General features: G+C 61.2%; 24 protein-coding genes. 5 read left to right on the forward strand and 19 right to left on the reverse strand.

Annotated features, from left to right (window positions below; genetic code table 11):
- Window positions 1-15: 15 nt before the first annotated feature.
- From AB4N53_RS03580 to AB4N53_RS03610, 7 genes are all read right to left on the reverse strand, one after another.
- Window positions 16-531 (reverse strand): Hcp family type VI secretion system effector, encoded by a 516-nt coding sequence (locus AB4N53_RS03580; protein ID WP_007949952.1) that lies wholly within the window; start codon window positions 529-531, stop codon window positions 16-18.
- Between the two features lie 447 nt (window positions 532-978).
- Complete coding sequence (gene hglS / locus AB4N53_RS03585; RefSeq protein ID WP_460118221.1) at window positions 979-2358, reverse strand: 2-oxoadipate dioxygenase/decarboxylase HglS; 1380 nt, start codon at window positions 2356-2358, stop codon at window positions 979-981.
- Between the two features lie 88 nt (window positions 2359-2446).
- Entirely contained in the window at window positions 2447-3667 is a 1221-nt protein-coding gene (gene glcF / locus AB4N53_RS03590) for a glycolate oxidase subunit GlcF (protein WP_460118223.1), read from the reverse strand.
- A gap of 2 nt (window positions 3668-3669) precedes the next feature.
- Complete coding sequence (glcE, locus tag AB4N53_RS03595) at window positions 3670-4719, reverse strand: glycolate oxidase subunit GlcE (protein WP_460118225.1); 1050 nt, start codon at window positions 4717-4719, stop codon at window positions 3670-3672.
- Window positions 4719-6218, reverse strand: coding sequence for a glycolate oxidase subunit GlcD (glcD, locus tag AB4N53_RS03600; RefSeq protein WP_460118227.1), 1500 nt, complete (start codon window positions 6216-6218; stop codon window positions 4719-4721). Before glcD ends, glcE begins: the two co-directional genes overlap by 1 nt.
- Window positions 6215-7141 carry an alpha/beta fold hydrolase gene (locus AB4N53_RS03605; RefSeq protein WP_460118229.1) on the reverse strand — a complete coding sequence of 309 codons (927 nt, stop codon included), beginning with the start codon at window positions 7139-7141 and terminating at the stop codon, window positions 6215-6217. The genes glcD and AB4N53_RS03605 overlap by 4 nt, the downstream gene beginning before the upstream one ends.
- 21 nt (window positions 7142-7162) lie before the next feature.
- Window positions 7163-8617 carry a flavin-containing monooxygenase gene (locus AB4N53_RS03610; RefSeq protein WP_460118232.1) on the reverse strand — a complete coding sequence of 485 codons (1455 nt, stop codon included), beginning with the start codon at window positions 8615-8617 and terminating at the stop codon, window positions 7163-7165.
- Window positions 8618-8805: 188 nt separating this feature from the next.
- On the opposite strand from AB4N53_RS03610, the gene AB4N53_RS03615 reads away from it, so the two are divergent.
- On the forward strand, window positions 8806-9879 hold the full coding sequence (locus tag AB4N53_RS03615; RefSeq protein ID WP_460118234.1) for a diguanylate cyclase: 1074 nt from the start codon (window positions 8806-8808) through the stop codon (window positions 9877-9879).
- 209 nt (window positions 9880-10088) lie between these two features.
- Window positions 10089-11327, forward strand: coding sequence for a M20/M25/M40 family metallo-hydrolase (locus tag AB4N53_RS03620; RefSeq protein ID WP_460118236.1), 1239 nt, complete (start codon window positions 10089-10091; stop codon window positions 11325-11327).
- 128 nt (window positions 11328-11455) lie between these two features.
- On the opposite strand, the gene AB4N53_RS03625 is transcribed toward AB4N53_RS03620, so the two are convergent.
- From AB4N53_RS03625 to AB4N53_RS03660, 8 genes are all read right to left on the reverse strand, one after another.
- The gene (locus tag AB4N53_RS03625) at window positions 11456-12325 is read right to left on the reverse strand and encodes an isocitrate lyase/PEP mutase family protein (RefSeq protein WP_024012471.1); all 870 of its coding nucleotides are present in this window, start codon (window positions 12323-12325) and stop codon (window positions 11456-11458) included.
- Between the two features lie 154 nt (window positions 12326-12479).
- Window positions 12480-13514 carry an arginine N-succinyltransferase gene (gene astA, locus AB4N53_RS03630; RefSeq protein WP_460118238.1) on the reverse strand — a complete coding sequence of 345 codons (1035 nt, stop codon included), beginning with the start codon at window positions 13512-13514 and terminating at the stop codon, window positions 12480-12482.
- Between the two features lie 49 nt (window positions 13515-13563).
- On the reverse strand, window positions 13564-14580 hold the full coding sequence (locus tag AB4N53_RS03635) for an arginine N-succinyltransferase (protein WP_460118240.1): 1017 nt from the start codon (window positions 14578-14580) through the stop codon (window positions 13564-13566).
- Between the two features lie 118 nt (window positions 14581-14698).
- Window positions 14699-16048: an APC family permease gene (locus AB4N53_RS03640; protein ID WP_460118242.1), complete on the reverse strand. Its 1350-nt coding sequence runs from the start codon at window positions 16046-16048 to the stop codon at window positions 14699-14701.
- Between the two features lie 68 nt (window positions 16049-16116).
- Entirely contained in the window at window positions 16117-16869 is a 753-nt protein-coding gene (locus tag AB4N53_RS03645) for an N-formylglutamate amidohydrolase (RefSeq protein WP_460118244.1), read from the reverse strand.
- The gene (locus tag AB4N53_RS03650; protein WP_460118246.1) at window positions 16853-18184 is read right to left on the reverse strand and encodes a type I glutamate--ammonia ligase; all 1332 of its coding nucleotides are present in this window, start codon (window positions 18182-18184) and stop codon (window positions 16853-16855) included. The genes AB4N53_RS03645 and AB4N53_RS03650 overlap by 17 nt, the downstream gene beginning before the upstream one ends.
- On the reverse strand, window positions 18181-18825 hold the full coding sequence (locus AB4N53_RS03655) for a cysteine hydrolase family protein (protein ID WP_460118248.1): 645 nt from the start codon (window positions 18823-18825) through the stop codon (window positions 18181-18183). The genes AB4N53_RS03650 and AB4N53_RS03655 overlap by 4 nt, the downstream gene beginning before the upstream one ends.
- 2 nt (window positions 18826-18827) lie before the next feature.
- Window positions 18828-19682 (reverse strand): MurR/RpiR family transcriptional regulator, encoded by an 855-nt coding sequence (locus AB4N53_RS03660; RefSeq protein ID WP_460118250.1) that lies wholly within the window; start codon window positions 19680-19682, stop codon window positions 18828-18830.
- Window positions 19683-19999: 317 nt separating this feature from the next.
- On the opposite strand from AB4N53_RS03660, the gene AB4N53_RS03665 reads away from it, so the two are divergent.
- Entirely contained in the window at window positions 20000-20569 is a 570-nt protein-coding gene (locus tag AB4N53_RS03665; protein WP_460118252.1) for a histidine phosphatase family protein, read from the forward strand.
- A complete protein-coding gene (gene cobF, locus AB4N53_RS03670; RefSeq protein ID WP_460118254.1) occupies window positions 20569-21324 on the forward strand; it encodes a precorrin-6A synthase (deacetylating) in 756 nt (251 codons plus the stop codon). The genes AB4N53_RS03665 and cobF overlap by 1 nt, the downstream gene beginning before the upstream one ends.
- A 218-nt stretch (window positions 21325-21542) precedes the next feature.
- Here cobF and AB4N53_RS03675 read toward each other — a convergent pair whose 3' ends face one another.
- From AB4N53_RS03675 to AB4N53_RS03685, 3 genes are read right to left on the reverse strand one after another with little or no spacing between them, the layout of a single operon-like run.
- The gene (locus tag AB4N53_RS03675; protein WP_460118256.1) at window positions 21543-22724 is read right to left on the reverse strand and encodes an acetyl-CoA C-acetyltransferase; all 1182 of its coding nucleotides are present in this window, start codon (window positions 22722-22724) and stop codon (window positions 21543-21545) included.
- Window positions 22725-22735: 11 nt separating this feature from the next.
- A complete protein-coding gene (locus AB4N53_RS03680) occupies window positions 22736-23401 on the reverse strand; it encodes a CoA transferase subunit B (RefSeq protein WP_039762320.1) in 666 nt (221 codons plus the stop codon).
- A 24-nt stretch (window positions 23402-23425) separates the two neighbouring features.
- Entirely contained in the window at window positions 23426-24124 is a 699-nt protein-coding gene (locus AB4N53_RS03685) for a CoA transferase subunit A (RefSeq protein ID WP_042609530.1), read from the reverse strand.
- A gap of 176 nt (window positions 24125-24300) precedes the next feature.
- On the opposite strand from AB4N53_RS03685, the gene AB4N53_RS03690 reads away from it, so the two are divergent.
- Entirely contained in the window at window positions 24301-25197 is an 897-nt protein-coding gene (locus tag AB4N53_RS03690; RefSeq protein WP_460118259.1) for a LysR substrate-binding domain-containing protein, read from the forward strand.
- Between the two features lie 18 nt (window positions 25198-25215).
- Here the strand turns inward: AB4N53_RS03690 and AB4N53_RS03695 are convergent, their stop codons facing one another.
- The gene (locus AB4N53_RS03695) at window positions 25216-26058 is read right to left on the reverse strand and encodes an NAD-dependent protein deacetylase (protein ID WP_460118261.1); all 843 of its coding nucleotides are present in this window, start codon (window positions 26056-26058) and stop codon (window positions 25216-25218) included.
- Window positions 26059-26099 lie beyond the last annotated feature (41 nt).

Below are 26099 nucleotides of genomic sequence, written 5' to 3' on the forward strand. Positions count from 1 at the left end.
AACGGTCAGCCGTAATTAAACGACTGGAGCACGCCAGTCATCGGAACCGGAAGTACCGGATACTTCGTGGGTCCAGGTGATTTTGCGGTAGGTGAACTGCACTTCTTCCAGGTGGGTGAAGTGCGCGTTGCCTGGATCCTGGCAGTTGTGCATTTTGTTGTTGATGGCGACGATGATCGCGTCTTCCAGTTTGGTGGTGTAGTAGTGCTCTTGGGTGCCTTGAGCCGAAGTGCGGTACCACTGGATAACGATTTCGCTCATGCGCTCGCCGGAAGTCAGTGCTGCTTGCAGCAGTGGCGAAGCCTTGTCGTAGACCTTGGTGATCACAACTGGCTTGTGTACGCGCTGACCGGTTGGCTGACCGGATTGCGGGTCACGCGGGATGATCACGTCGTGGGTGAATGCCTGAACCATGACCTGGTCTTCGTGGCCTTCCTGGTAGGTGTTGCCAACGGAGTCGGCGGTGAAAGCGCCGGCAGTGATCAGGCCTTGTTTTTCGCCGGTAACCGACATGTACGCTGGTGTTGCCATGGGGTGCTCTCCTTGCGGATAAAGTTAGGGTGCCCGGAGGCGAAATCGCCCGGTGGGTAGCTGAGAGTTATCAAGGAGCGTGCCAGGTTCTGCGCGGTGCCCGGATGGCGGGGGCGCCACGCTGGTCGGTCATCTTTCGCGGCGATTTTCACCGGGATAACCGGGAGAAAGTGCGCAAGAAGTTGCGCAGTACTGCGCAACTTCTTGCGCACTTGGCTGCAGGGCTTGCCCGGCGTGGGCTGCAGGGCAATTCACCCCTGAAATATTACGACCAACTGCGCAATTTCTTGCGCACAATGGCCAGATGCCTTTATGGAGGCAAAGATTGCTATGGACGCAAAGATCGCCTCATAGCTTCAGATCAAAAGATCGCAGCCTGCGGCAGCTCCTACATTTGGAATGCATTTCCCCTGTAGGAGCTGCCGCAGGCTGCGATCTTTTGATTTTTTAACGCGCGAGTCGGGTCAAACACTCCTCAATCGACCGCCGTTGCGTCTCGGCATACAACCGCAATTCATCGATTGTCGAACGCCCCAAAGCCTGTTCGAAGGTTTGGCGATTGGAGTGTTCGGCGTAATGCGTCTGCGCAGAATCGCCAAGATTTGACTGAAAAATCCCCGCCGCGCTCACCGGCAGGAAATCTTCGTACACCAGCGGCTCCGCTTTCACATAGCCCTCGCGCAGCAAATCCTCCAGTGACGATTCGCCAAGCCCGCCAGCGGCCAAACCCTTTTCCGTAGCGAAATAACGAAAGTACGCCAGTCCCTGTTCGCGCATGCCCTCGACGCTGTCAGGAAATTCGGCAAAGTGCTGAGTCATCAGCGCGTCGTAGCGTGCGGCATTGGCTTCATTGGGGAAGTCGCCCAGTTCATCGCGAGCGGCATTCAACAAGCGGTCATATAGCGCTCGGCCCTTGGGCGTGAGGGCCGCGCCGCGTTGTTCGATTTCGCCGAAGCGCGCGCTGTGGCTGCCACGGGTTTCGGGCTGATCGGTGAAGGCGATCGGCTCGTCCAGCGCCTTGAAACTGGTCTGGCGCAGCAGGATCGGGCAGTTGCGGCGCGGTGGGCCTTCAATCACTGCTTTCGGTGTGATGCCATGGGCAGGCATCTGCTCCTGCACGGTGTCGATGTCCAGCGTGCGCGGCGTAAGGTGATTGATATGCGGGCCTTTGAACGCAACGACATCGGCGATCAAGCGGTGCTGGGCGCTGAGTTTCTGGTACTGCGCGGCGCTGACGGTGGCGCTGTGGTGCCAGCGAAAAGTCTCCAGTGCCTGTCGGACGAATTCTGCGGCTTCGTCGTCATTCAGTCCGCCTGCCGTTTCCGTCTGTTCAATCAGGCGCAACGCCTCTTCAGTAAAAATCGAACGACGGTTTAGTACCGACTCGGCAAACGAACGCAATTCAGCGTCTTCAATCAGCTCCAGGCGCAGCAACGAGGTGAACACGCGAAATGGGCTGACCCGCAGCGCCTCTTCATGCACCGCACGAAACGCCGTCGAATGCACCGGCACACCCGCCGGGGTCAGGTCGTAATAACCCACCGGTTGCATGCCCATCACCGCGAACAGGCGGGCGAGGGTGGCCAGCTCGCTTGCGGTGCCGACGCGGATGGCGCCGTGGCGTTCCATGTCCAACCGATCGATTTCGCCGGTGCGCTTGAGTTGCCCGGCGATGTCTGGCTGACCTGCCAGCACGTCGCGGTTGGTTTTCTCCACCAGTTCCATCAGCGCGCCGTACAACGGCACCTCTTCGCGGTACATGTCGGACATCGCTCGGGAAAAGCGTTGGCGGATCAGGTCGGGGCTGACGAACGGCTGCACGGTCATGAAAAAAATTCCTGCCACGGTGACGAGATGGATGTCGGAAAAGATCGCAGCCTTCGCCCATGCGGGCAAACGAAGAATCCTACGAACTTCATTCTGCCAACGACTGATCCACCAGTTCGATCCAGTGCCTGACCTGCGTTCGCCCGGCGCTCGCCAGATGACTCTGACAGCCCACATTGGAAGTGACGATCAATTCAGGGCGGCCGCTTTCCAGGGCGTTGAGGCGCTGGTCACGCAATTGCCGCGCCAGCGCGGGTTGGGTCAGCGAGTAAGTGCCCGCCGAGCCGCAGCACAAATGGCCATCCGGTACCTGCGTGAGGTTGAAGCCGAGTCGGGTCAGCACGGCTTCCACCGCGCCGCCAAGTTTCAATGCGTGCTGCAACGTGCACGGGCAATGCACGGCGATGCGTCGTTCGCTGGCGGCGCACACTTGCTCCAGCGGTTCCTCGGCGATGATTTGCACCAGATCCCGAGTCATTTCGCTGATCCGCCGGGCTTTCAACGCGTAGATCGGATCGCCCGCAAGCAAATGCCCGTAATCCTTGATGAACGCGCCACAACCGCTGGCCGTCTGCACGATGGCTTCGGCGCCGTTCTGCAGATGCGGCCACCAGGCATCGATGTTCTGCCGCGCACGGTCCAGGCCCTTGGCCTGGGCGTCGAGGTGATAGTCGAGCGCACCACAGCAACCGGCCTCGCTCACCGGGGTGACGCTGATGCCCAAGCGATCGAGCACCCGCGCCGTCGCGTCATTGGTGTTCGGTGACAGGCCGGGCTGCACGCAACCTTCGAGCAACAACACTCGGCGCGCATGCCGAGGAGCAGGGCGCGACCCCATAACACCCAAGCGCTGCGGCAGTTTGCTCTCCAGCAGGCGCGGCAGCAGCGGCCGAAAGGTCGCGCCCATGCGCAGCAAGCCTTTGAACAACCCGGGATTGGGCGCCAACGCACGCAAGCCTTCACGCAGCAAGCGCTGGGCGGCCGGGCGCGGCACCGCGCTGTCGACCACCGCACGGCCGATGTCGAGCAGGTTGTGATAATCGACACCGGACGGGCAGGTGGTTTCGCAGTTGCGACACGACAGGCAGCGATCCAGATGCAGCTGCGTCTGCTCGGTGGCCGGTGCGCCTTCCAGCACTTGCTTGATCAGATAAATGCGACCGCGCGGCCCATCGAGTTCATCGCCGAGCAATTGATACGTCGGGCATGTCGCGTTGCAGAAGCCGCAATGCACGCAGGTGCGCAGGATCTTTTCCGCTTCGCCAGCGCGGGGCAATTGCCGCGATTGTTCGCTGAGGGTGGTTTGCATGGCTAAACCTCCGCGTACATTCGCCCGGGGTTGAACAGCCCTTGCGGGTCGAGTTGTGCCTTGAGTTGCCGGTGGTAGCGCAGCAGGGTTGGCGCCAAGGGTTGAAACGGCGAGTCGGTGGCACCGTGGGTAAAGCACGTTGCATGGCCGCCCAAGGAATGGGCGAGTGCGTGAATCTCAGAGCTTTCGGATTTTACCCAGCGTTGCGCGCCGGCCCAGTCGATCAGTTGCTCGCCGGGCAGTTCGAGCGGGCCGAGGTTGTTCGGCAATGACAGGCGCCACAGCGGTAAGCCTTCGTCGAAAAAACTCAGGCGCTGTTCGTTGAGGTCGCGCCAGAAACCCGAATCCAGCGGCTCGCCGCCGAGGCGTTGATGCGCCGCCGTCACCGAACCTTCGCCACCTTCCAGGCGCAGGTACAGGCTCCGGCCATCGTGGCAAGCGGCGCTGATCGGCAGCGGTTGCTGGCCCCATTCGGCAAGTTTGCTCAAGGCCCGAGCGCAGTCGATATCGAGGCGGATGCTCAGGCACTGGCGCGGTTTGGGCAGGACTTTCAGCGACACTTCGCTGAGCACGCCGAGGCAGCCGAAACTACCGGCCATCAGCCGCGACAGGTCATAACCGGCGACGTTTTTCATCACTTCGCCACCGAAGCGCAGATGCTGACCGAGGCCGGTGATCACCCGCGTGCCGAGAACGAAGTCGCGCACCGAGCCGGACCACGGCCGGCGTGGTCCGGACAGTCCCGTGGCGACCATACCGCCGACCGTGGCGCTGTCGGCGAAGGACGGCGGTTCACAGGGCAACATTTGCCCGGCGTGGTCCAGCGCCGCGAGCAGCTCGGACAATGGCGTGCCGGCGCGCACCGTGACCACCAATTCGGTCGGGTCGTACTGAACGATGCCGCGATGGGCGCGGGTGTCGAGCACTTCCCCGGCCACCTCGCGGCCGAGAAAGGCCTTGCTGTTGCCGCCCTGAATTTTTAGCGGCGTGGCATTGGCCCGCGCGGCGTTGACCTGATCGAGCAGGGCGTTGGCGGCATCGAAATCAGCCATCAGAATCGCTCCAACTCGGGGAACGGCAGTTGTCCGGCGTGAATGTGCATCGCGCCGAATTCGGCGCAGCGGTGCAGGGTCGGGATGTTCTTGCCGGGATTGAGCAGGCCCTGCGGATCGAACGCAGCTTTCACCGCATGAAACAGCAGTAACTCGTCGCTGTTGAACTGCGCGCACATCTGATTGATTTTTTCGCGGCCGACGCCGTGCTCGCCTGTGATGCTGCCGCCTACCTTGACGCACAGTTCGAGGATCTTGCCGCCCAACGCCTCGGCGCGATGCAGCTCGCCTGGCTGGTTGGCATCGAACAGAATCAGCGGATGCATATTGCCGTCGCCGGCGTGGAACACGTTGGCCACGCGCAATCCGTATTCTTCGCCGAGGCGGGCGATACCTTGCAGCACAGCGGGCAGTTCGCGGCGCGGGATGGTGCCGTCCATGCAGTAATAATCCGGCGACAACCGGCCGATCGCCGGGAACGCATTTTTGCGCCCGGCCCAGAAACGCACGCGCTCGGCTTCGTCTTGGGCCTGGCGCACCTCGCTGGCGCCGGCCGCTGTCATGACTTCCCGTACACGCTGGCAATCGTCGTGCACGTCGGCTTCGACGCCGTCGAGTTCGCACAGCAGGATCGCCTCCGCGTCGACCGGGTAACCGGCGTGGATAAAATCTTCGGCGGCGCGAATGGCGAGGTTGTCCATCATTTCCAGACCACCCGGGATGATCCCGGCGGCGATGATTTCGGCGACCGCGCGGCCGGCCTTTTCCACTGAATCGAAACTGCCGAGCAAGACCTTGGCGACTTGCGGTTTGGGCAATAACTTCACCGTGACTTCGGTGATGATCCCCAGCAAGCCTTCGGAGCCGGTGAACAAGGCGAGCAGGTCAAAACCGGCTGAATCAAGCGCCTCGGAGCCCAGCGTCAGACGTTCGCCCTCAATGGTCAGCACTTCGATTTTCAGCACGTTATGCACGGTCAGACCGTACTTGAGGCAATGCACGCCGCCAGCGTTTTCCGCGACGTTGCCGCCGATCGAACAGGCGATCTGCGATGACGGATCCGGCGCGTAATACAAGCCGAACGGCGCCGCCGCTTGAGATATGGCGAGGTTGCGCACCCCCGGTTGAACCCTGGCGATACGTGCGGCTGGGTCGATGTGCAGGATGTTGTTGAACCGCGCCATGATCAGCAGCAGGCCTTTTTCCAACGGCAGAGCGCCGCCGGACAATCCAGTGCCGGCACCCCGGGCGACCACGGGCACGCTGTGTTGATGGCAGAGTTTCAGCAGGGTTTGCACTTGCTCCAGACGCCGGGGCAGGGCCACCAGCATCGGCGTGGTGCGGTAGGCGGAGAGGCCGTCGCATTCGTAGGGTTTGAGTTCTTCCTCGCGCCAGACGATGTCCAAGTCCGGCAGGGCTTGTTGCAGGGCCTTGAGCAATTCGCCCTTGTTCACCTCGGGTAACGGACCGTCGAGGCGTTCGTCGTAAAGGATGTTCATCGCTGTCGTTCCAGAAAATCCCCGTACAGCCGCGCGGTATTTCCCGGCTGTTCGACCATCGGCATGTGCCCGACGTGATCCCACACATCCACTTCGAGATTAGCGATGCCTTTGCTCCACACCGGCACGCTGCTGACGTCGATCAGGCGATCCTTGCGCCCCCACAGCAGCAACGCCGGGCATTTGATCTCGGCCAGTTTCGGCTCCATCGGCGGGCTGGCGCGGAAGTCGCGGAAGATTTCTTCAAGCTCGTCACGTTGTTGCTCATAGCGCTGGGCGACGGCGTCGAGCACCAGTTTCGGCACCCACGGCGGCGACTCCATGGTCATCGCATAAAAGCGCTGAAACTCTTCGCGGGAGTTGATCAGGAATGGATTGTGCCCGCGCGCCAGATGGCGCTCCAGGTCGCTCGGCTCCGGTGCGGTGACGCCGGCCGGGTCGATCAAGGCCAGCGAGGCGATTCGCTCGGGATAGGTTGCCGCCAGCCACGCGGCGATATAGCCGCCCATGGAGTTGCCGATGACATGGACTTTCTCCACGCCGCAGACGTCGAGCAGTTGAATCATGCGTTTGGCCTGAACCGCGATGTCGTAACCGCCGCCAGCCTTGAAGCCAGTCTCACCGTGGCCGGCCAGATCCGGGATGATCACCCGATACTGACGGACGAAATGCCGGGCGCAGCGCAGCCAGAGGTTTTTGTCGGCGCTGAAGCCGTGCAGCATCAGGATCGCGCTGGACGCCTCGTACGGCCCGCCTTGCCAGGTCGACACGGTCATCTCGGCGATCGGCACTTCGATCTTGTGCAATTTGTACAACCTGGCCTCGCTGGCCATGGCCAGGTTGTACAGCCAATGGCCAACCGCCGGGTAACTCAACCAGCTCCAGGCCACGAAAACCGCGAGTGCGACAAACAGCAAAAGCATCGACGTCTTCCTTTTACGTGTTCAGGACAAAATATGGTCGGCCGGTTTCAGCGCCCGGGTCAGCAGGTGATAGCTGAAACTGAAGCCGGGAAACATCGCGATCACGTGACCGCTCTTGCTCTGGTACCAACTGTGGCAACCGCCGGACTTCCACACCGTGCGCTGCATTTCCCGGTGGATCATTGCAGTGTAGGTACGTTCCGCGTCATGACGCACTTCGATGCTGCGCAGGCCTTTGGCCTGCACCGTGCGGATACAGTCGAGGATGTAGTTCATCTGCGATTCGATGATGAACAGCGCCGAGGTGTGGCCGATGCCGGTGTTCGGCCCGGTGACGATAAACAGGTTGGGGAAGTCCGGCAGGCTGGTGCCGAGGTAGGCGCGCGGATATTCGGCCCAGACATCTCTGAGTTGCACCGCGTTTTTACCGCTGACCGGGTAGGAAATTACCCCGTCGGTGGCGTCGTAACCGGTGGACCAAACGATCAGATCAATATCGAGATGCTCGCCGTCCACGGTGTTGATCCCGCTTTCGTCGATCGAAGCGATGCCGTGCTCGCGACTGTGCAGCGTGACGTTGGCGCGGCTCAGCGCCGGGTAGTACGTACTGGACACCAGCACCCGTTTGCAGCCGATGGTGAAATCCGGCGTGAGTTTCTGCCGCAGCAGCGGGTCCGGAACCTGGCGTTTGAGAAAACGCAGCGCATGTTGCTGGACCAGGTGAATCGCCGGTTTCGAGTATTTGAAAGCGATCACCCGGGTTTCGAATTGCCAGTAGATCAGCCAGCGCAGCAGTTTGTATGCCGGTTTCAGGCCAAGCAGCCAGCGCTGAAACCGGCCGAATTTGCGATCGGCACGCGGCAACACCCAATGCGGCGTGCGCTGGAATACATGCAGATGTTCGACCTGGGTTGCAATCGCCGGGATCACTTGCGCGGCGCTGGCACCGCTGCCGACGATCGCCACGCGTTTACCGCGGTAGTTGTAGCTGTGATCCCAATTATTTGTGTGAAAAGTCTTGCCTTGAAAGCGATCCATCCCAGGAAAGTGTGGGATGACCGGCTGACTCAACGGCCCGGAAGCATTGATCAGGAACTGCGTATGGAAAATGCCTTTGGCGCGGGTATGCACTGTCCAGCGTTTGTCCGCTTCGTTCCATTCGACGCGCTCGACATCGGCCTCCAGTTCCACGCGTTCGCGCAAACCGAACTGCTCGATCAGCTGTTCGGTATAGCGCTGCAGTTCGGCCTGTTCGGCGAACATCTGCGTCCAGCGATAGGGCGCAAATGACAGCGAATACAGCGGCGACGGCACGTCCACCGCTGCGCCGGGGTAGGTGTTCTGACACCAGGTACCGCCGAAAAAGTCGCGTCGCTCAAGAATGCGAAAGTCGTCGATCCCGGCCTTGAGCAGGTTGACCGCCGCGCACTGGCCGCCGAAACCGCTGCCGATGATCAATACAGCGTAGGTATGCATGTGTCCCCTTTTTATAGTTGTTTTTGCATTTCCCCTCTTTCATTTATAGCCAACTCTGGGCGGCGTGTGCGGCGCTGATAGCGCTCTATTCAGGCCGCTGGCCGGTGATGGCTATTTAACGGCGCCCTGATAGACTCCGGGCACATCCTTGTCGGGATGTAACCATGCATCGCGCGGTCGAGGCCCTTATGGGAAATACGCGAGGAAAGGGACTTTCACTGGCCAGGAGGCTGTATACGTCGCGGGTGTTCGGGCTGCTGCTCGGGCTGATGTGTGTCAGTGTGGCGATGCATGCGCTCGATCCGCCGCTGTGGGTGTGGGGCCTGATGCTGTTCAACGGCCTGGTCTGGCCACATCTGGCCTTTCTATGGGCGCGAAGCTCGAACACTCCGTACCGCGCCGAACACCGCAATTTGCTGATCGACGCGTTCATGGGTGGCTTCTGGGTAGCCGCCATGCAGTTCAATCCGCTACCCAGTGCAACCACGATTTCGATGATGGCGATGAACAACGTCGCCATTGGCGGAGGGCGGTTTCTACTCGCCGGGACGGCGGCGCAGCTATTGGGCATCGGCGTCGGGCTGGTGGTGTTTGCGCCGGCGTTCATTCCAGCGACATCGCCGCTGCAGCTTTACGCCTGTTTGCCGTTGCTGTTGCTGTATCCGCTGGCGCTGGGCTGGATCTGCTTTCGTCAGGCCTCGACCCTCGGTCGGCACAAGCGTGAGCTGTTGGCGTTGAGCCGCACCGACAGCCTGACCGGCCTGCTCAATCACGGCGCGTGGAAGGACCAACTGAACCTCGCATTCCAGCGCTGCAACCGCCAGCAGCAGGGCGCGGCAATTGCCTTGATCGACATCGATCACTTCAAGGCGATCAACGACACCTACGGCCACGTCGCCGGCGATATCGTCCTGCGCCAGTTGAGCAAACTGCTCAAACAGAATCTGCGCGCCACCGATGTCGCCGGGCGATACGGCGGAGATGAGTTCTGCGTGATCCTGCCGGAACTGCCACTGTTCAACGCCGCTCAGGCCATGGAAGCCTTGCGCGAGCGTTTCGCGGTGATGGGCTACGAGCAGAACCCGGCGCTGAAGGTCAGTCTGAGCATTGGTCTGGCTGCCTACGACCCAAGCCATGCCGACGCCACGCGGTGGCTGGATGAGGCCGATCAGGCGTTGTACGAAGCCAAGGCCAGTGGGCGCAATCGGGTGATCTGCAACAGCGACAATAAACCGAGGCAGGCGCTGCTGGATTCGGTTTGACGGAGGGGGCTGCTACCTGTGGGAGCGAGCCTGCTCGCGAAAGCCGTGGGTCAGGCGGTATTAATATTGTTTGCCACGACGCCTTCGCGAGCAGGCTCGCTCCCACAGGGTTATGTGTTGTCGATTAGATCAGTGTCGCATCCGCTATAGAGCCTTGCGCCAATGTCGGTTACGGTTGAATCCCTCCGACACGAAACAAGGACTGCTTCATGACGTTCTCATTTCCCCGCTCTCTGCTGGCCGCCAGTCTCGGTCTGTCCCTCGCGCTCACGGCCGCCACCGCTGTCGCCGAACCGCATAAACAAGTCCTCGCCGATGCCGAGCAGTACCAGCCCGAGGCCCTGAAGTTACTGGAGCGGCTGGTCAATATCGACTCCGGTTCCGGTTATGAACCGGGCCTGAAACAGGTCAGCGACATTGCCATTGATGAGCTGAAAAAACTCGGCGCCACCATCGAACTGGTACCCAACACCCCGGAAAAATCCAATCACGTGCTGGCCACGCTCAAAGGCACCGGCAAGGCAAAAATCCTGCTGATGGCGCACATGGACACGGTGTTCAAGGAAGGCTCCGCGGCCGAGCGGCCTTTCCACATCAAGGACGGTCGCGCCTACGGGCCGGGGGTGATGGACGACAAGGGCGGCATCGTCGCCGGCATCTATGCGCTGAAAGTGCTGAAGAACCTCGACTTCAAAGACTATGCGCAGATCACCTTCCTGCTCGACGCCAGCGAAGAAACCGGCTCGGATGTCGCCACCGACCTGATCAAGAAAACCGCCAAACAGCACGATGTGACCCTCAACCTCGAACCGGGCCGCCCGGCCGATGGCCTGGTGGTGTGGCGCAAGGGCAGTGCGACAGCGCTGGTCGAAGTCAAAGGCAAAGCCGCCCACGCCGGCGTCGCGCCAGAGCTTGGACGGAACGCGGCAATGGAAGCGGCGCACCAGATTCTGCAACTGGGCAAGCTCGGCGACGAGGCGAAGAAGACCACCATCAACTTCACCGTGCTCAAGGCCGGCGATCGCACCAACGTGATTCCCGATCAGGCCACGGCCAAGGCGGATGTGCGTGCGGCAGTGCCGGAGGAATTTGATCGCATCGAGAAGGATCTGGCGCGGGTCTCGCAGGACAAGTTGATTGCCGATACCGAAGTGAAAACGTCCTTGCAGCGCGGTTTGCCGCCGATGCCGCAGACGGCCGAGTCGGATCGCCTGATGGCCATGGCCCAGGGAATTTACGGCGAGATTGGCCGCAAGCTGACCGAGGAGGGCAGTGGTGGCGCGGCGGATGCCAGTCTGTCCGCAGGCGTTGGCACGCCGACGCTGGATGGCTTCGGGATTGTCGGCGGCAATATTCACACGCCGGAGGAATATGCCGAGGTGGCGAGTGTAGCGCCGCGGATTTACTTGTTGTCGCGGATGATCATGGAGTTGGCCAAGCCGCAATGAAGCAGTGATCGTTCCCGGTTCAGCTCCGCAGCAGCAGACGCTTCGCGAGCAGGCTCGCTCCCACAGGGGGACCGCATTTCAACTGTGGGAGCGAGCCTGCTCGCGAAGGGGCCGGTGCAGCGTTTGCATCACTCCTTGACGCTCATGTATTCCTTGGCCCACAGAATGTATTCCTCCGGCTGGGTGTAGGTGTGCGTCAATTCGGTCGCGCTGAGGTCGGCGGCCTGGGTGAAGATCTGCCGCTGTTCGCGCAGGCTGTCATAGGTCGCTTTGATCGCGGCGAAGTAGGCACCGTGGCCGTCGATGGTCACGCGCACGCCGAGTTCGGCCAGGCGCTTGTCGTCGCGCAGCGCCGGATTGCCGTAGGTGACCAGCATCAGCGGCACGGTCAGATGTTCGGCGATCTGTTCCAGCTGATCGAAGTCCTGCACGCCGACCATGCAGATACCGTCAGCGCCGGCCGCTTGATATTGGCGGGTACGGCTGATGATTTCCTGGTTCGGCAGGATCCCGGCGTTGGTGCGGGCGATGATGGCCATCTCGGTGTCGACCCGGGCTTCCAGCGCCGCGCGGATCTTGCCGACACCTTCGGCTACGGTGATCAGATCAGTGGATTTGCGTCCGAATTGCGCGGGCAGCAGGGTGTCTTCGATGGTCAGTGCAGCGACGCCGGCACGTTCAAGTTCGACGATCGTGCGCATTACGTTGAGGGCGTTACCGTAGCCGTGATCGGCGTCGGCGATCACTGGCAATTGGGCGACGCGGCCAATGCGCGTGGCCTGTTCGGCGAATTCGCTGAGGGTGATCAGGGCGAAGTCTGGCGCGCCGAGCACCTGCAGCGAGGCCACGGAACCGCCGAGGATACCTACTTCGAAACCCAGGTCAGCGGCGATGCGGGCCGACATCGGGTCGAACACCGAAGCCGTGTGGTAGCAGGTGTCGGAGGCCAGCAGCTGACGGAAATTACGGCGCAAATCTTGATGGGAAAGCCTGGTCATACGAGTTCCACCAATACATAAGGAATGGAAGGGCTTGAGCAAAGGTGTCAACGCCGAAGAATGAAAAGGCTATCACGCGAATGGGTCAAGAATCATGACGAATTTGCGCGGCAAGACTGGCGGCTGAAAGGTTTAATCTCCCGTGCTGGAAATATCAGGCCGCCACGGCGTGTTGCTGTTGATGGGGCAGGAGCACCGCGCGCACCGAATTGCCCGGCTGCAATTGCAGGCGTTTGGCGGTGAGACGATCAACAACCAGGCTGTTGCCCACCAGTCGACCGGGGGCCACGGTAATGCGGCAGTTTTCCAGGCGGCGGTTGTGAATCAGCCACAGCGGCGCCTGCTCGTCCGGGGTGCCCAGGTTCAGGGTCAGTTCAAGGCTGTCGCGCACCGTGCGGATGCATCGGATCGGCGCTTCGATGACCGGACCACCGTCGAAAATGTCGATGTAGCCTTTGTGCGCAAAGCCTTCAGCTTGAAGAATCTTCAACGCCGGCTGGGTGTTCGGGTGAGTCTGACCAATCGCCGCCTGCGCCTGTTCGGTGAGCAGGCAGGTGTACAGCGGCTGGCGCGGCATCAGTTCGGCGATAAAGGCTTTGTTGCCCAGGCCCGACAAGTGATCGGCGTGGGTGAAATCCATCTGGAAAAAGTGCCGGCCAAGGCTGTCCCAAAATGGCGAGCAACCGTTTTCATCGGCACTGCCGCGCAGTTCGGCGATCATCTTCTCGCCAAACAGGTGCGGAAATTCGGCGACGAACAGCAGACGCCCCAGCGACAGCAAGCGGCCATTGCTGCCGCTGCGCTGGTCATGGCGCAGAAACAGTGAGCACAGCTCGGATTGGCCGGTCAGTTCGTTGTTGAGGAACAACGTCGGAATCTGCCGCTGTATGCCCAGATCCGGCGCCGAACTGACGGTTACGCCGAGCCGGTAGTTGTACCAGGGTTCGCGCAAGCCAACGGCGCCAGCCATGGCGCTGACACCGACCACGCGCTGCTCGTCATCCTCGAGTACAAACAGATAATCGGCATCGGCGCGTTCCACCTGTTCGGCGAACGCCCGCTGCGCCCAACGCACTCGATGTGCGAGGCGGTCCTCGTTGGCAGGAAGGGTGGTAAAGCCCGGCCCTGCCTGTTCAACGAGGGTCATCAAGGCAGGCAGATCACTGACTTTTACCGGACGGACAATCATGCTCCAACTCCTTTGGCGTACCGATTCAGGCGTGGACGGCTAACGCGGCTCACAGAGCGACCAGCCGTATCGAACTGCCATCGCTGACTTTCAGTGCGGCGCAAATGGCGGGTGTCAGGGGCAGCGGCTGATCGGGCTGATAATCAAGTTCGGTGACAACGGCGCGGTAGCCATGCAGGGCGTCGTTGCTCAGCAGGTAACGGCCACGGGCGTCGGTCGATACCTGTTGGCGGACGACGACGGTCTGGCTGTCAGCGATCGAGCGAATGTTCGCGGTACGCGCATACAGGGTCGGACCGGCGTCGAACAGGTCGATGTAGCTGTTGGTTTCGAAGCCCTCGCGTTCAAGGATATCGAATGCTTCCTGACCGTCCGGATGCACGCGGCCGATACAGTCCTGCGCCGCTTGCGGCAGCATTGGCACATAGATCGGGTATTGCGGCATCAGTTCGGCGAGAAACGTGCGGCTCTGCAAACCGCAGAGCCGCTCGGCTTCGGCATAGGGCAGGTCGAAGAAATGCTTGCCCAGCGCATCCCAGAATGGCGAATGCCCTTGCTCGTCGCTGTAGCCGACGATCTCGGTAATCACCGCTTCGGAGAACCGCTGCGCATGTGCGGCAATGAACAGCAGGCGCGCCCGCGACAGCAGTTCGGAAAACGGCGTGCGCACCAGCGTGGCGTCGATGTGGAAACCGCGCAGCAAGGTATGCCCGCTGAGGTCATGGCACAGCGACAACGCCGGCACGCCGTGCTCGATGTTCAATTCCCGCGAAGCGCTGGTGAAGTGGCGGTTGCGCAGGCTGTAGAACGGCTCATTGAAGCCGGCGGTGGCAAGAATTTCCGAGCAGCCGACCAGTTGCTGGCGTTCGAGATCTTCGAGCACGAAGAAGTAGTTCTCCGGCCCCTGCGCTGCGGCGGCGCTGTCGAAGGACGCGCACGATGCGGCGATTTTCTCGCGCAGGTGTTCGCTGTCATCCGGCAGCGAGGTCACGCCGATCAGGCTCTCGCGAGCCAGGCGCTGTAGCTGGGGCAGATCATTCTGCTCGACTGGGCGTAAGACCAGCATGGATGTACTCCTGTATCAAAAGGTTCGGCTCGTTCACCGAACCTGACTATCACTGTCGGTTTCCACGCGTTGAATCGGCGGTCGCCTGATTGGGTGTCAGACGCCGCTCTTTTTCTTGTCAGCCTTTGCTTGGATCGGGCAGTGCGGTGCTGGCGCCGAGCTTGTTGAGGAAGAACAGGTAAACCAGGCCCAGGGCAATCCAGATCAGACCAAGCTTCTGCGCATCGACGCCCATGTTGTACATGATGGCGGCGACGATGATGAAGCCGATCACCGGGCAGAGCAGATGGCGTACAACCTGCCCGGACTTCTGCCGACGCCAGTAGTGGTTGATCACCGTCAGGTGCAGCAGCATGAAGCCGCTTAGGGCGCCGAAGTTGATCAGCGAGGTGAGAATGTCCACCGCATTGAGGAACAGGTAGCAGATCAGCAGCGACAGCACCGCCACCAGATAAATGCTCAGGTACGGCGTGTTGTGTTTCGGGTGGACTTTGGCCAGCACCTTCGGCAGCTTGCCGTCGCGGGCCATGCCGAACAACAGGCGCGACACCGCGGCCTGCGAAGTGATCGCTACAGCGACGCCCCAGGCCAGCGCCGTGGCGACGGCGGTCAGGGTCGCGAGCCAGCTGCCAGCGGCGATTTCAGCGATTTCATAGAACGCGGTGTCGGCGGATTTGAAGCCCATGCCCGCCGCGAGATCGGTGGCAATCCACGTCTGTACCACGAAAATCGTGCCCATCACCGCCAGAGTGATCAGCGCTGCCTTGCCAACGCTGCGGCCCGGATCTTCCTTGATTTCTTCGGCGAGGGTCGAGATCGCGTCGAAGCCGAGAAATGACAGCACGGCGATCGACACCGCTTGCATCAGCAGGGCGAAGTTGAAGGTTTCCGGGTGATACAGCGGCGCCATGGTCAGCTCGCCGTTACCACCGCCGTTGTGCAGGGCGTTCCAGGCGTAGAACAGGAAGATACCCAGTACCACCAGTTGTGCCAGGAGGAACAAGATGTTCATCCGCGCGGTAAAAGTGATGCCTCGCAGGTTGACGAATGTCGCGCTGACCAAGAACGCCAGAATGAAACCGACCTTGGGGATATCCGGGTACAGATGGTTGAGCGCCATCGCCGCATACAGGTACAGCAGCGGCGGAATCAGCAGGTAATCGAGCAGCATCAGCCAGCCAGCGATAAAACCGACGTGTTGGTTAAGGCCGCGCTGGGCGTAGGAATATACGGAACCGGCAACCGGGAAGGCCTTGGCCATGCTGCCGTAACTCAGCGCGGTGAACAGCATCGCGACCATGCCGATGATGTACGCCAGCGGCACCATCCCCGGTGCTTCGGCATTGACGTAGCCATACACACCGAACGGGGCGATGGGGATCATGAAGATCATCCCGTACACCACCAGATCGGTCAGCGTCAGGCTACGTTTCAACTCTTGCTTGTAGCCGAATTCTTCAATTTCCATGAAGCGCAACTCCTTGTCAGCCATCGGTCGTTTTAGTTGTTCTATCGGTCCATCTTTTACCGCGATTCTTACAGCAAAGGTGCGAGGTAGCCGGCCCAGCGCGATACCGCTTCGGGGCTGCGCAGCAAGTCATTGCGCACCTCGATCAGCACTGCTTCAAGGCCGCGGGCGTCGCCGTGCACCGGCACGGTCATGTCGCCCAAAGGATCAATCCTGTACGGTTGGTTGCCCGCGACTTTCAGCGGATGCGCTTGCAGCCCGTCGAGCAGGCGCTCGGCATAGGCTTTGGCCTGGCCGAATAACACGCCGACTTCCAGTGGTCGCGGCTGGCCGTAATACACCGGGGTGAAACTGTGAATGCCGACCACCCGCACCGGCCGGCCTTGGGCAATGCGTTCATCGATCAGCGTCTGCAATCGCGCATGAAACGGTTTGAACAGGGTTTGCCGGCGGTACTCGCGCGCCGCTTCGTCCAGATCGCGGTTGCCAGGGATCTGATAGATCTCGCTCTGCAGCGGGATGCTGTCCGGCGCATGGCGCGGCCGGTTGAGGTCGATCAACAGCCGCGAATAATTGGCGCTGAGCAGCGTGGCGCCAAGCTGTTGCGACAACTGTTCGGCCAGTTGCAGCGCGCCGATGTCCCAGGCGATATGCTCACGCGCGGCCGCCTCGTCCAGGCCCAGATTATTCAGGGCTTCGGGGATGTAGCGACTGGCGTGCTCGCACACCAGGATCAACGGATTCGTCGAGTCCTCGCGGCTCAGGTTGTACACCGGGCGAGTGAACAACCCCAGTTCGGCGGATTCAGTACAGGCGTGCATAGTGCTCACACAGGTCAGCGGGCGAGAGCTGTTCCGTCAGCGCCAGTTCCTCGGTTTTCAGGGCGTAATACGTGTCGAGCAACGGCTTGGGCAGCCATTCATTGAAGGCTGCACTGTCGCGCAGGCAATCCAGCGCCTGGGCCAGCGAGGCGGGCAGGGCGACGATGCCCCGGGCCTTGCGTTGCTCGTCGTTGAGTGAATCGGGAATTTCCTCGGTGATCGCGTTCAGGGCCAGACGCTGCTCGATGCCGAGTCGCCCGGCGATCAGCAACGCGGCCATGGCCAGATGCGGCGAGGCGGTGGCGTCCATTGCGCGAAATTCCAGGTTGAACTGCTGCGCGGCAGACTTGCCACCCAAGGTCACGATCGGGCAGATGCGCAGCGCCGCTTCACGGTTCTGCTGCCCCAGGCAGGCGTACGACGCGCTCCAGTGGTGCGGCTGCAAACGTTCGTACGACAGCGGCGTCGGTGCAGTGAATGCGCAAAGCGCCGGCAGATAATGCAGGACGCCGGCAGCCCAGTGCTGACCGATGCCCGACAGGCCGTTGCTGGTGCCGGCGTCGTACAACATGGGCTCGCCGGCCAGATCGAGCAGGCTGACGTGCAGATGCACACCGTTGCATACCGCTTCGGCGGCGGTCTTCGGCGCAAAACTCAGATCGAGGCCCATCTGCCGGGCGATTTCCCGGGTGATTTCACGCACGTTGACCGCACGATCCGCCGCTGCCACGCCAAGGGTCGGGCGGCAGGTGATTTCGTATTGGTGCTTGCCGTATTCCGGCAGGAACATCTCCGGCTCGACGCCGCCGGCGCGCAGGGCACTGAGCAGCCAGCCGCCGAATTCGGCGCCTTGGCGCTGCGCCTCGAGAGAGAAGGCTGCGTGCTCGGCAACGCCTGCGTGCAGGTTGAACTCATGTTCGAACGCGGCGTTGACCTGCAAACCCAGCTCATCGTGATAGCGCTCGATTTCATCGCGCAGTAGCGTACGGGGGCAGGCGCCCCACGCTTGGCCGTCGGTCTCGCGAATATCGGCGTGGATGAAATCCAGCACCGGCGCGTTGGCGTCGGGGCCGCTACCGACGGTCACGCGGCTGCTCAGATCGGGAATCAGCCGCAGGTCGCCATACGCGCCCCACGGATTGTGCGAGGCGATGATGTCTTGCGGCGTCAACGCGCTGTTGGCCGGCACCCAGCCGCAACCCGCTGCCTGGTAGTGCTCCAGTTCATCGGTAGGAAACGAGCGGCCACGGGTGATGCCGATCAGGTCGGTTGTCACCAGCGTAGTCATCGGCAAAGGCGTCAGGCGTGCGGTCACGGCTGCATCTCCTGCAAACGGCCGAGCACGGTGTCGGTGTCGGTGATCCAGCAGTAGCCCTTGATCGCGTTGAGGCAGGCGTGATGGCGTTCAGCTGTGTAAGTGGCGCAGGCGTCCTCCACCAGCGTGACCAGATAGCCACGGTCTGCAGCATCGCGCACGGCCATGTCGACGCACTGGTCGGTGACGATGCCAGCGATGATCAGATGACGGGTCTGCAGGTTACGCAGGACGTAGTCGATGCTGGTCGAGTTGAACACCCCGGAGGAGGTCTTCGGCAGCACGATTTCGTTCTCTATCGGGGTCAGTTCGGCAATCACCTGCGCTTGCGCGCTGCCCTTGGGCAGGTGCATGTCGGACAGTTTGTGATCCAGCGAGCGGTCGCGACCGTCGGCGGTCAGGCTTTCGATAATCGTGTGCAGCACGTTCTGCTGCGCCTGACGAAAGGCTCCAAGCAGCCGTTGCTGATTGGGCACCACCTGGCTGCGCGCGCGCTGGAGAAAATATTCGGCGTCCGGCCCGCTCAGGTGCGGGTCGAATTGCGGCTCGAGCCAGGCACGCTGCATGTCTACCAGCAACAAAGCGGTGTGGTCGAACGCAAACGGCACGTCCCGTGGCGAGCGGTGGGGAAGGCTGAACATCCTTATTTTTCCTCCATCAGGTGAGTCGCAAAATCGTTGCGCAGGGCATCGATGCCTTCCAGGCGATCGGCAGGGTCGGGCACGCGCAAGGTCAGGCAGGCAATCAGCGCCTCGACCTGCGCCAGCGCCGGTACCATGGTGTCGAACGGCGACGCCGATTCCACCGGTGCGCTGATGATCAGGTCGGCCAACTCGCGCAGCGGCGAGGCGTAGACATCGGTGAACAGCACCACCCGCGCGTTGTTGTGCTTCGCCGCCTGCGCAACGCGCAGGGCTTGGGTCTGGTAACGCCGGTAATCGAACACCAACACTACGTCCTGACGTTGCAGATCGTACAAGCGGTCGGGCAGCAGGGCGTTGTCTTCCAGGGCGAAGCAGCCGGGACGCAGCAGACGCAGGTGGTTGAGCAGGTAATTGGCCATGAGAATGCTGAAACGGCCACCGAAGCAATAGACCTGATGGCGGCTGTCGAGCAGCCATTCCACGAGGATGCGCACGTCTTCCGGTTGGGTCAGGGCTTGAGTGTCGACCAGCAAGCGGTGGCTGTCGGCCAGATAATGTGCCCAGGCATCGTCCTTGTTCTGCTGCGAGCGCGGCTGCAACAGCGTGCGTGGCGAGCGCAGGCGATGGTCCATGTCGCTGAGCAAGGCTTCCTGAAATTCGGCATAACCGCCGAAACCGAGCTTTTTCACCAGGCGCACAATGGTCGGATCGCTGACACCAGCATGTTCAGCCAGCCGCGCCATAGGCCCGAGACCGTTGCGCGGGTACTGATCGAGCAGGGCGCGGACGACTTTGCGCTCTGACGGCGTCAGGTCCAGGCCGGGATCGGTGATCAGGTCTCTGAGAGGGGGCATCCGGGCTCCTGCTGGATGAGGTGTTGAATTCGTTTCACAATCCGTTAAACGAGTATTTATGTAATGGGTGTTACATGTCTAGCTAATTTTTGTACAGGTTGAGCGAGCACCAAAAGTGTGCGGGGCGCCCGTTTAATAAGGGCTAGGCCGGGGTCGCCCGGTGTTGTAGTCCTTTGCCGATGGCGGTGTGAGACATTGCCTATAGACGAGTCAGCGACTGGCAGGCGATCGCGCTCAGAGTCTCCGGTTTGCGGCACAATGGCTCGCGGACCGGCTGTGCCGTCGCTTGTTATAACTTTCAACCGAGAAACCTGCTTGTGCCAAGTAGCCGTTTGACATTGATTTGCCATGCACGAACCGTCGCACAAAAACTGGCGCGTTTTCCTACGAACGAGCCTGTTGAAGATTTGCCTGTGGCGTCTGACGCGTTCAAGGCGCGGTTTGCCCCGCCACGGCGATTGATTTGCGGGCCAGAGCTGCGGACCCGGCAAACAGCAGCGTGGCTGGGTGCCGATGCCGAAATCGACCAGGCCCTGCGCGATTGCGATTGGGGACGTTGGCACGGCCAGTCGATCAAGGATCTGCAAGCCAACCACGCCGACGCATTGCAGGCCTGGCTGGCCGATGCAGACGCAGCCCCCGATGGCGGCGAATCGGTCAGGCAACTGACGCAGCGGGTGGCGCAGTGGCTGGACACGATCGCCGCAACGCCCGGCCATGTCGTGGCGGTCACTCATCCGTTCGTCATGCGCGCGGCGCTGGTGCAGGTGGTGCAGGGCGGAGCGTTCAATGTGATCGATGTCGAGCCGCTGTCGGTGATCGAACTGCGCTTCAACGGCATCTGGCGCCTACGCTTGCCGGGCGTGGCCCTCGAAGAGGAATTCTGATGAAACAGCTGCTGGTCATCGGCATCGGCGCCGGCAATCCTGACTACCTCACGATACAGGCGGTGAAGGCGCTGCATCGGGTCGATGTGTTTTTCCTGCTGGATAAAGGCCAGAGCAAGCAGACGCTGATCGATCTGCGCCGGGACATCTGCGAGCGCTACATCACCGATCACACTTATCGCTTTGTTGAAGCCAGGAGTCCGGAACGCGAGCGCGGTGATGTCGACTACACAGCCAGCGTCGATGCACTGAATCGCGCCAAGCAAAAGACCTTCGAAAAGTTGATCAATGAAGAATTGTCCGACGGCCAGTGCGGCGGTTTCCTGATTTGGGGCGATCCGGCCTTGTACGACAGCACGTTGCGGATTCTTCAGGCGATCCAGTCATCAGGCCGCTGTGAGTTTGAGTACGAGGTGATACCAGGGATTACCAGCGTTCAGGCCTTGGCCGCGCAGCACAAAATCCCCTTGAACACGATTGGCCACTCAGTAGAAATCACCACGGGCCGGCGATTGGCGGCGGGGCAGGTGAGTGAGGCGGACAGTCTGGTGGTCATGCTCGATGCCGAAGATTCCTATCAGCAAGTGGCAGATCGGCAGACCGAGATTTTCTGGGGCGCTTACCTGGGCACGCCGGACGAGATTCTGCTCAGCGGCAGGCTGGCGGATGTCGCCGACGAGATCGAACGGGTACGCAAAGCGGCGCGGGCGGAGCATGGGTGGATCATGGATACCTATTTGCTGCGCAAGCCTTGAAAGGTTGGCCCCTGAACAAGCGCTTTCGCGAGCAGGCTCGCTCCCACATTCTGCAATGCATTTCCCTGTGGGAGCGAGCCTGCTCGCGAAGCGGCCAGAACATTCACCTTGATTTTCGACAGGCAAAAAGAAACCCGGTGCAACGCAAATCGCACCGGGTTTTTTGTTGCCAGCCAACGGCGGATGTCGTGGATCCGCCGTCAACCTTGAACTCTTTATCAGGCGCGTTCCAGCGCCAAAGCCACGCCCTGACCGCCGCCGATGCACAAGGTCGCCAGACCTTTTTTCGCATCGCGCTTGAGCATTTCATGCAGCAATGTCACCAGCACGCGGCAGCCCGATGCGCCGATCGGATGACCGAGGGCGATGGCGCCGCCGTTGACGTTGACCTTGTTCAGATCCCATTGCAGATCCTTGGCTACGGCCAGCGATTGCGCGGCGAACGCTTCGTTGGCTTCGATCAGGTCGAGCTGATCGATGCTCCAGCCGGCCTTGTCCAGGCAGCGGCGGGTGGCCGATACCGGGCCGATGCCCATGATCGCCGGGTCGACGCCAGCGTTGGCGTAGGCAGCGATTTTCGCCAGAACCGGCAGGCCCAGCGCTTTGGCTTTCTCGGCACTCATCAGAATCACGGCAGCAGCGCCATCATTCAGCGATGAGGCATTGCCAGCGGTGACGCTACCGTCCTTTTTGAACGCCGGGCGCAATTTCGCCAGAGATTCTGCGGTGGTATCGCCGCGTGGCTGCTCGTCGACCTTGAACGCGACCGGATCGCCTTTGCGCTGTGGGATCAGGATCGGCGTGATTTCCTCAACGAAGCGCCCGGCCTCGATTGCAGCGGCAGCTTTCTGCTGGGACGCGGCAGCAAAGGCGTCCTGCTGTTCGCGGCTGATCTGGTATTTATCGACCAGATTTTCTGCGGTGATGCCCATGTGGTAATCGTTGAACGCATCCCACAGGCCATCGCTGATCATGGTGTCGACGATTTGCGCGTGGCCCATGCGCAGACCGGTGCGGGCGCCCGGCATGATGTAGTTGGAGAGGCTCATGTTTTCCTGGCCGCCGGCAATGATCACCTCGGCGTCACCGCAACGGATCGCCTGCGCGCCCAGATGTAAGGCCTTCAAGCCCGAACCGCAGACCTTGTTCAGGGTCATCGCCGGTACCGCGTGGGGCAGACCAGCCTTGATCGCGGCCTGACGCGCCGGATTCTGCCCGGCACCGGCGGTCAGCACCTGACCCATGATCACTTCATCGACCTGCGCACCGTCCAGACCGGTCTGCTCGAGCAACTGGCGGATCACCGCCGCGCCCAGGTCTACAGCGGATACGTTGGCCAGGGAGCCCTGAAAACTGCCGATCGCGGTACGCGTGGCGGCAACAATGACGACGTCTTGCATTTTCGAATTCCTCACTCGGCAGCGAACTGCATTTCCGGTACGTGATCCGGGACGATCAGTTTACCAGCGGTTTTGGCGACGATTTCTTCAACGCTGACGCCAGGTGCGCGTTCTTTGAGGACAAATGCGCCATTTTCGATTTCCAGATAGGCGAGGTCAGTCAGCACGCGCTTGATGCAACCGGCGCCGGTCAGCGGCAGGCTGCATTTGGCCAGCAGCTTGGACTCACCGTCCTTGGACGCGTGGGTCATGATGACAATGATATTGTCGGCGCCGGCCACCAGGTCCATGGCGCCGCCCATGCCCTTGACCAATTTGCCGGGGATCATCCACGAAGCGATGTTGCCTTCAACGTCGACTTCGAACGCGCCAAGCACGGTCAGGTCGACGTGGCCGCCACGGATCATCGCGAAGGATTCGGCGGAGTTGAAGATCGACGCGCCGATCCGCGCCGTCACCGTTTGTTTACCGGCGTTGATCATGTCGGCATCGATGGTTTCTTCGGTCGGGAACGGACCCATGCCGAGCAGGCCGTTTTCCGATTGCAGCATGACTTCCATGCCTTCGGGGATGTAGTTGGCAACCAGGGTCGGAATACCGATGCCGAGGTTGACGTAGTAGCCGTCCTGCATTTCGCGGGCGACGCGCTGAGCCATTTGTTCGCGGGTAAGTGCCATGTTGTTGTTCTCCGTAGGCCTGAATTATTTGCGGATGGTGCGCTGTTCGATGCGTTTTTCGAACGTGCCGCAAATGACCCGGTCGACGTAGATGCCCGGGGTGTGGATCTGCGTCGGGTCGAGTTCGCCGGGCTCGACGATTTCTTCGACTTCGACCACGGTGATTTTGCCGGCGGTCGCGGCCAGCGGATTGAAGTTCTGCGCGGTGTGACGGTAAACGACGTTACCGAAATGGTCGGCCTTCCAGCCCTTGACGATGGCAAAGTCGCCGGTGATGGACTCTTCCATCAGGTACTTTCGCCCTTTGAATTCACGCACTTCCTTGCCTTCGGCAACCGGGGTGCCGACGCCTGTGGCAGTGAAGAACGCCGGAATGCCGGCGCCACCTGCGCGCATTTTCTCAGCGAGGGTGCCTTGCGGGGTGAGGATGACTTCGATGTCGCCCTTGAGCAGTTGCTCCTCGAACAGTTTGTTTTCGCCGACGTAGGAGGCAATGACTTTGCTGATCTGGCGGTCGGTGAGCAGCACGCCAAGGCCGAACCCGTCGACGCCGCAGTTGTTGGAGACGACAGTGAGGTCGCGGGTGCCCTTGCGCTTGATCTCGGCGATCAGGTTTTCCGGAATGCCGCACAGGCCGAAGCCGCCGGCGATGACGGTCATGCCGTCTTCCAGCCCGGCCATCGCTTCCTCGTAGGAACTCACACGCTTGTCGAAACCTGCCATAGGCACCTCTTTTATTATTTGCGGGCGGCTGGCTAGCCGAGTGCCTGGAGTGTCTCTCCGTGGAATATATTTGTTAAGTTGATTTTTACGGTTGATTGATTGATAAAGCTCACCAATTGAAAGAGCAATCGCATTACGGCGTGCAGCTTGCCGCTTGCAACTGGAGCACAGCGACCATGACCATCAAACAGATCCGGGCCTTTCTCGCCGTGGCCCATAGCCTGAGCTTCGCCGTGGCCTGCGAGCGTCTGCACCTGTCGCAATCGGCACTGAGCCTGACCATCAAGGCGCTGGAAGAGGGCCTGGGCGGTCGGCTGTTCAGCCGCAACACTCGGAATGTCGCGCTGACCCCGGAAGGCGAATCGCTGTTGCCGCTGGCGCGCCGGTTGATTGCCGACTGGGACAACGCCGAAGACGAAATGCGTCAGCGTTTCAGCCTGCAACGCGGGCGCGTGACGCTGGCGGCGATGCCGTCGTTTGCCGGCAATCTGCTGCCGCCGATCCTCAAGACTTTTCGCGCGCGCTATCCAAACGTCAACGTCACGGTAAACGACGTGATCAACGAACAAGTCCTGGAGATGGTCCGCGATCGCCAAGTCGAGCTTGGCGTGGCGTTCGCACCGATGCAAAGCACTTCGATGACCTTTACGCCGTTGTATGTCGACCGCTTCGTCGCGGTGGTGCCAGCGGACTCCACGTTGGCCAAGCGTGGCGACATCGATTGGCAGACCCTACTGCACGAACCATTCATCACCCTGCAACGGCCATCGACGGTGCGGGTCATGCTGGAAGAGCATCTGCAGGCGCGTGGAATGAAATTGCCGGTGGAATTCGAAAGTCATCAATTGGCAACGGTCGGGCGGATGGTGGCCAGCGGACTCGGGGTCAGCGCGGTGCCGGCATTGTGTGCGGGGCAAATGCGCGAACTGGGCGCGCACTGTCTGACCTTGAATGATTCGGTCGAGCGGGCAATTGGCGTGTTGACCGAGCCGGGCAATGAACTGTCGGCGGCGGCGCAGGCCTTGTTCGATATTCTCCAGCAGGAAAACCTGAGCGAACGCCTGTCTCCGTGATCTCCCAGCAGTGGAGTTTCAGGCGTCGAGACGCTGTACCAGCAACGGCAGTAGCGCTTCGCATGATCCTTCAATCTTCAAATCGAGCAGATCATCGGCGCGGGTCTTGCCCAGGTTTATCGCAATCAGCGGCTTGCCCCGTTCGGCGATGACCCGGCACAGGCGAAATGCCGAATACGCCATCAACGACGACCCCACCACCAGCAACCCCGCCGCATTCTCGGCAGCCGCCATCGCCCGTGCCGCCGTCGGCTGCGCCACGTTTTCGCCGAAGAACACTACATCCGGCTTCATCCGCTCACCCGCACAGTGAGGACACTGCGGCACCTTGAAGCGCGCTTCGAACGCCGGATCAAGCAAGGTATCGCCATCCGGCGCCTGCACCGCGTCAACCCCGGTCAGGTAGGGATTTTGTGCTTCCATCTGGTGCTGGATCACATCGCGCTGGCTGCGCTGCCCGCAATCCAGACACAGCACACGATCCAGCCTGCCATGCAGTTCGATGACATCGTGGCTACCGGCCTGATCGTGCAGGGTGTCGACGTTCTGCGTGATCAGAGTGCTGATCCGGCCACGCAGTTGCAATTTCGCCAACGCCTCATGCGCGGCGTTCGGCCGGGCCTGGCGCACGCGCGGCCAGCCGAGCATGGCCCGCGCCCAATAGCGACGGCGTGATTGCGGGGTAGCGAGGAATTCCTGATACATCATTGGCTGCCGCCCGCGACGTACGCCGTCGCTGTCGCGGTAGTCCGGAATTCCCGATGGTGTGCTGATACCGGCGCCCGTCAGCACCAGAAATTGATCCTCGGCCATGGCCTGCAACAGCGTGTCGAAATGTTCGCGGATCGGGCTGTCGAGCATGCTCAGCACTCCAGAATGGGCAGTGCACGCAGGTTAGCACG

The organism is Pseudomonas sp. H3_E04, assembly GCF_054668915.1.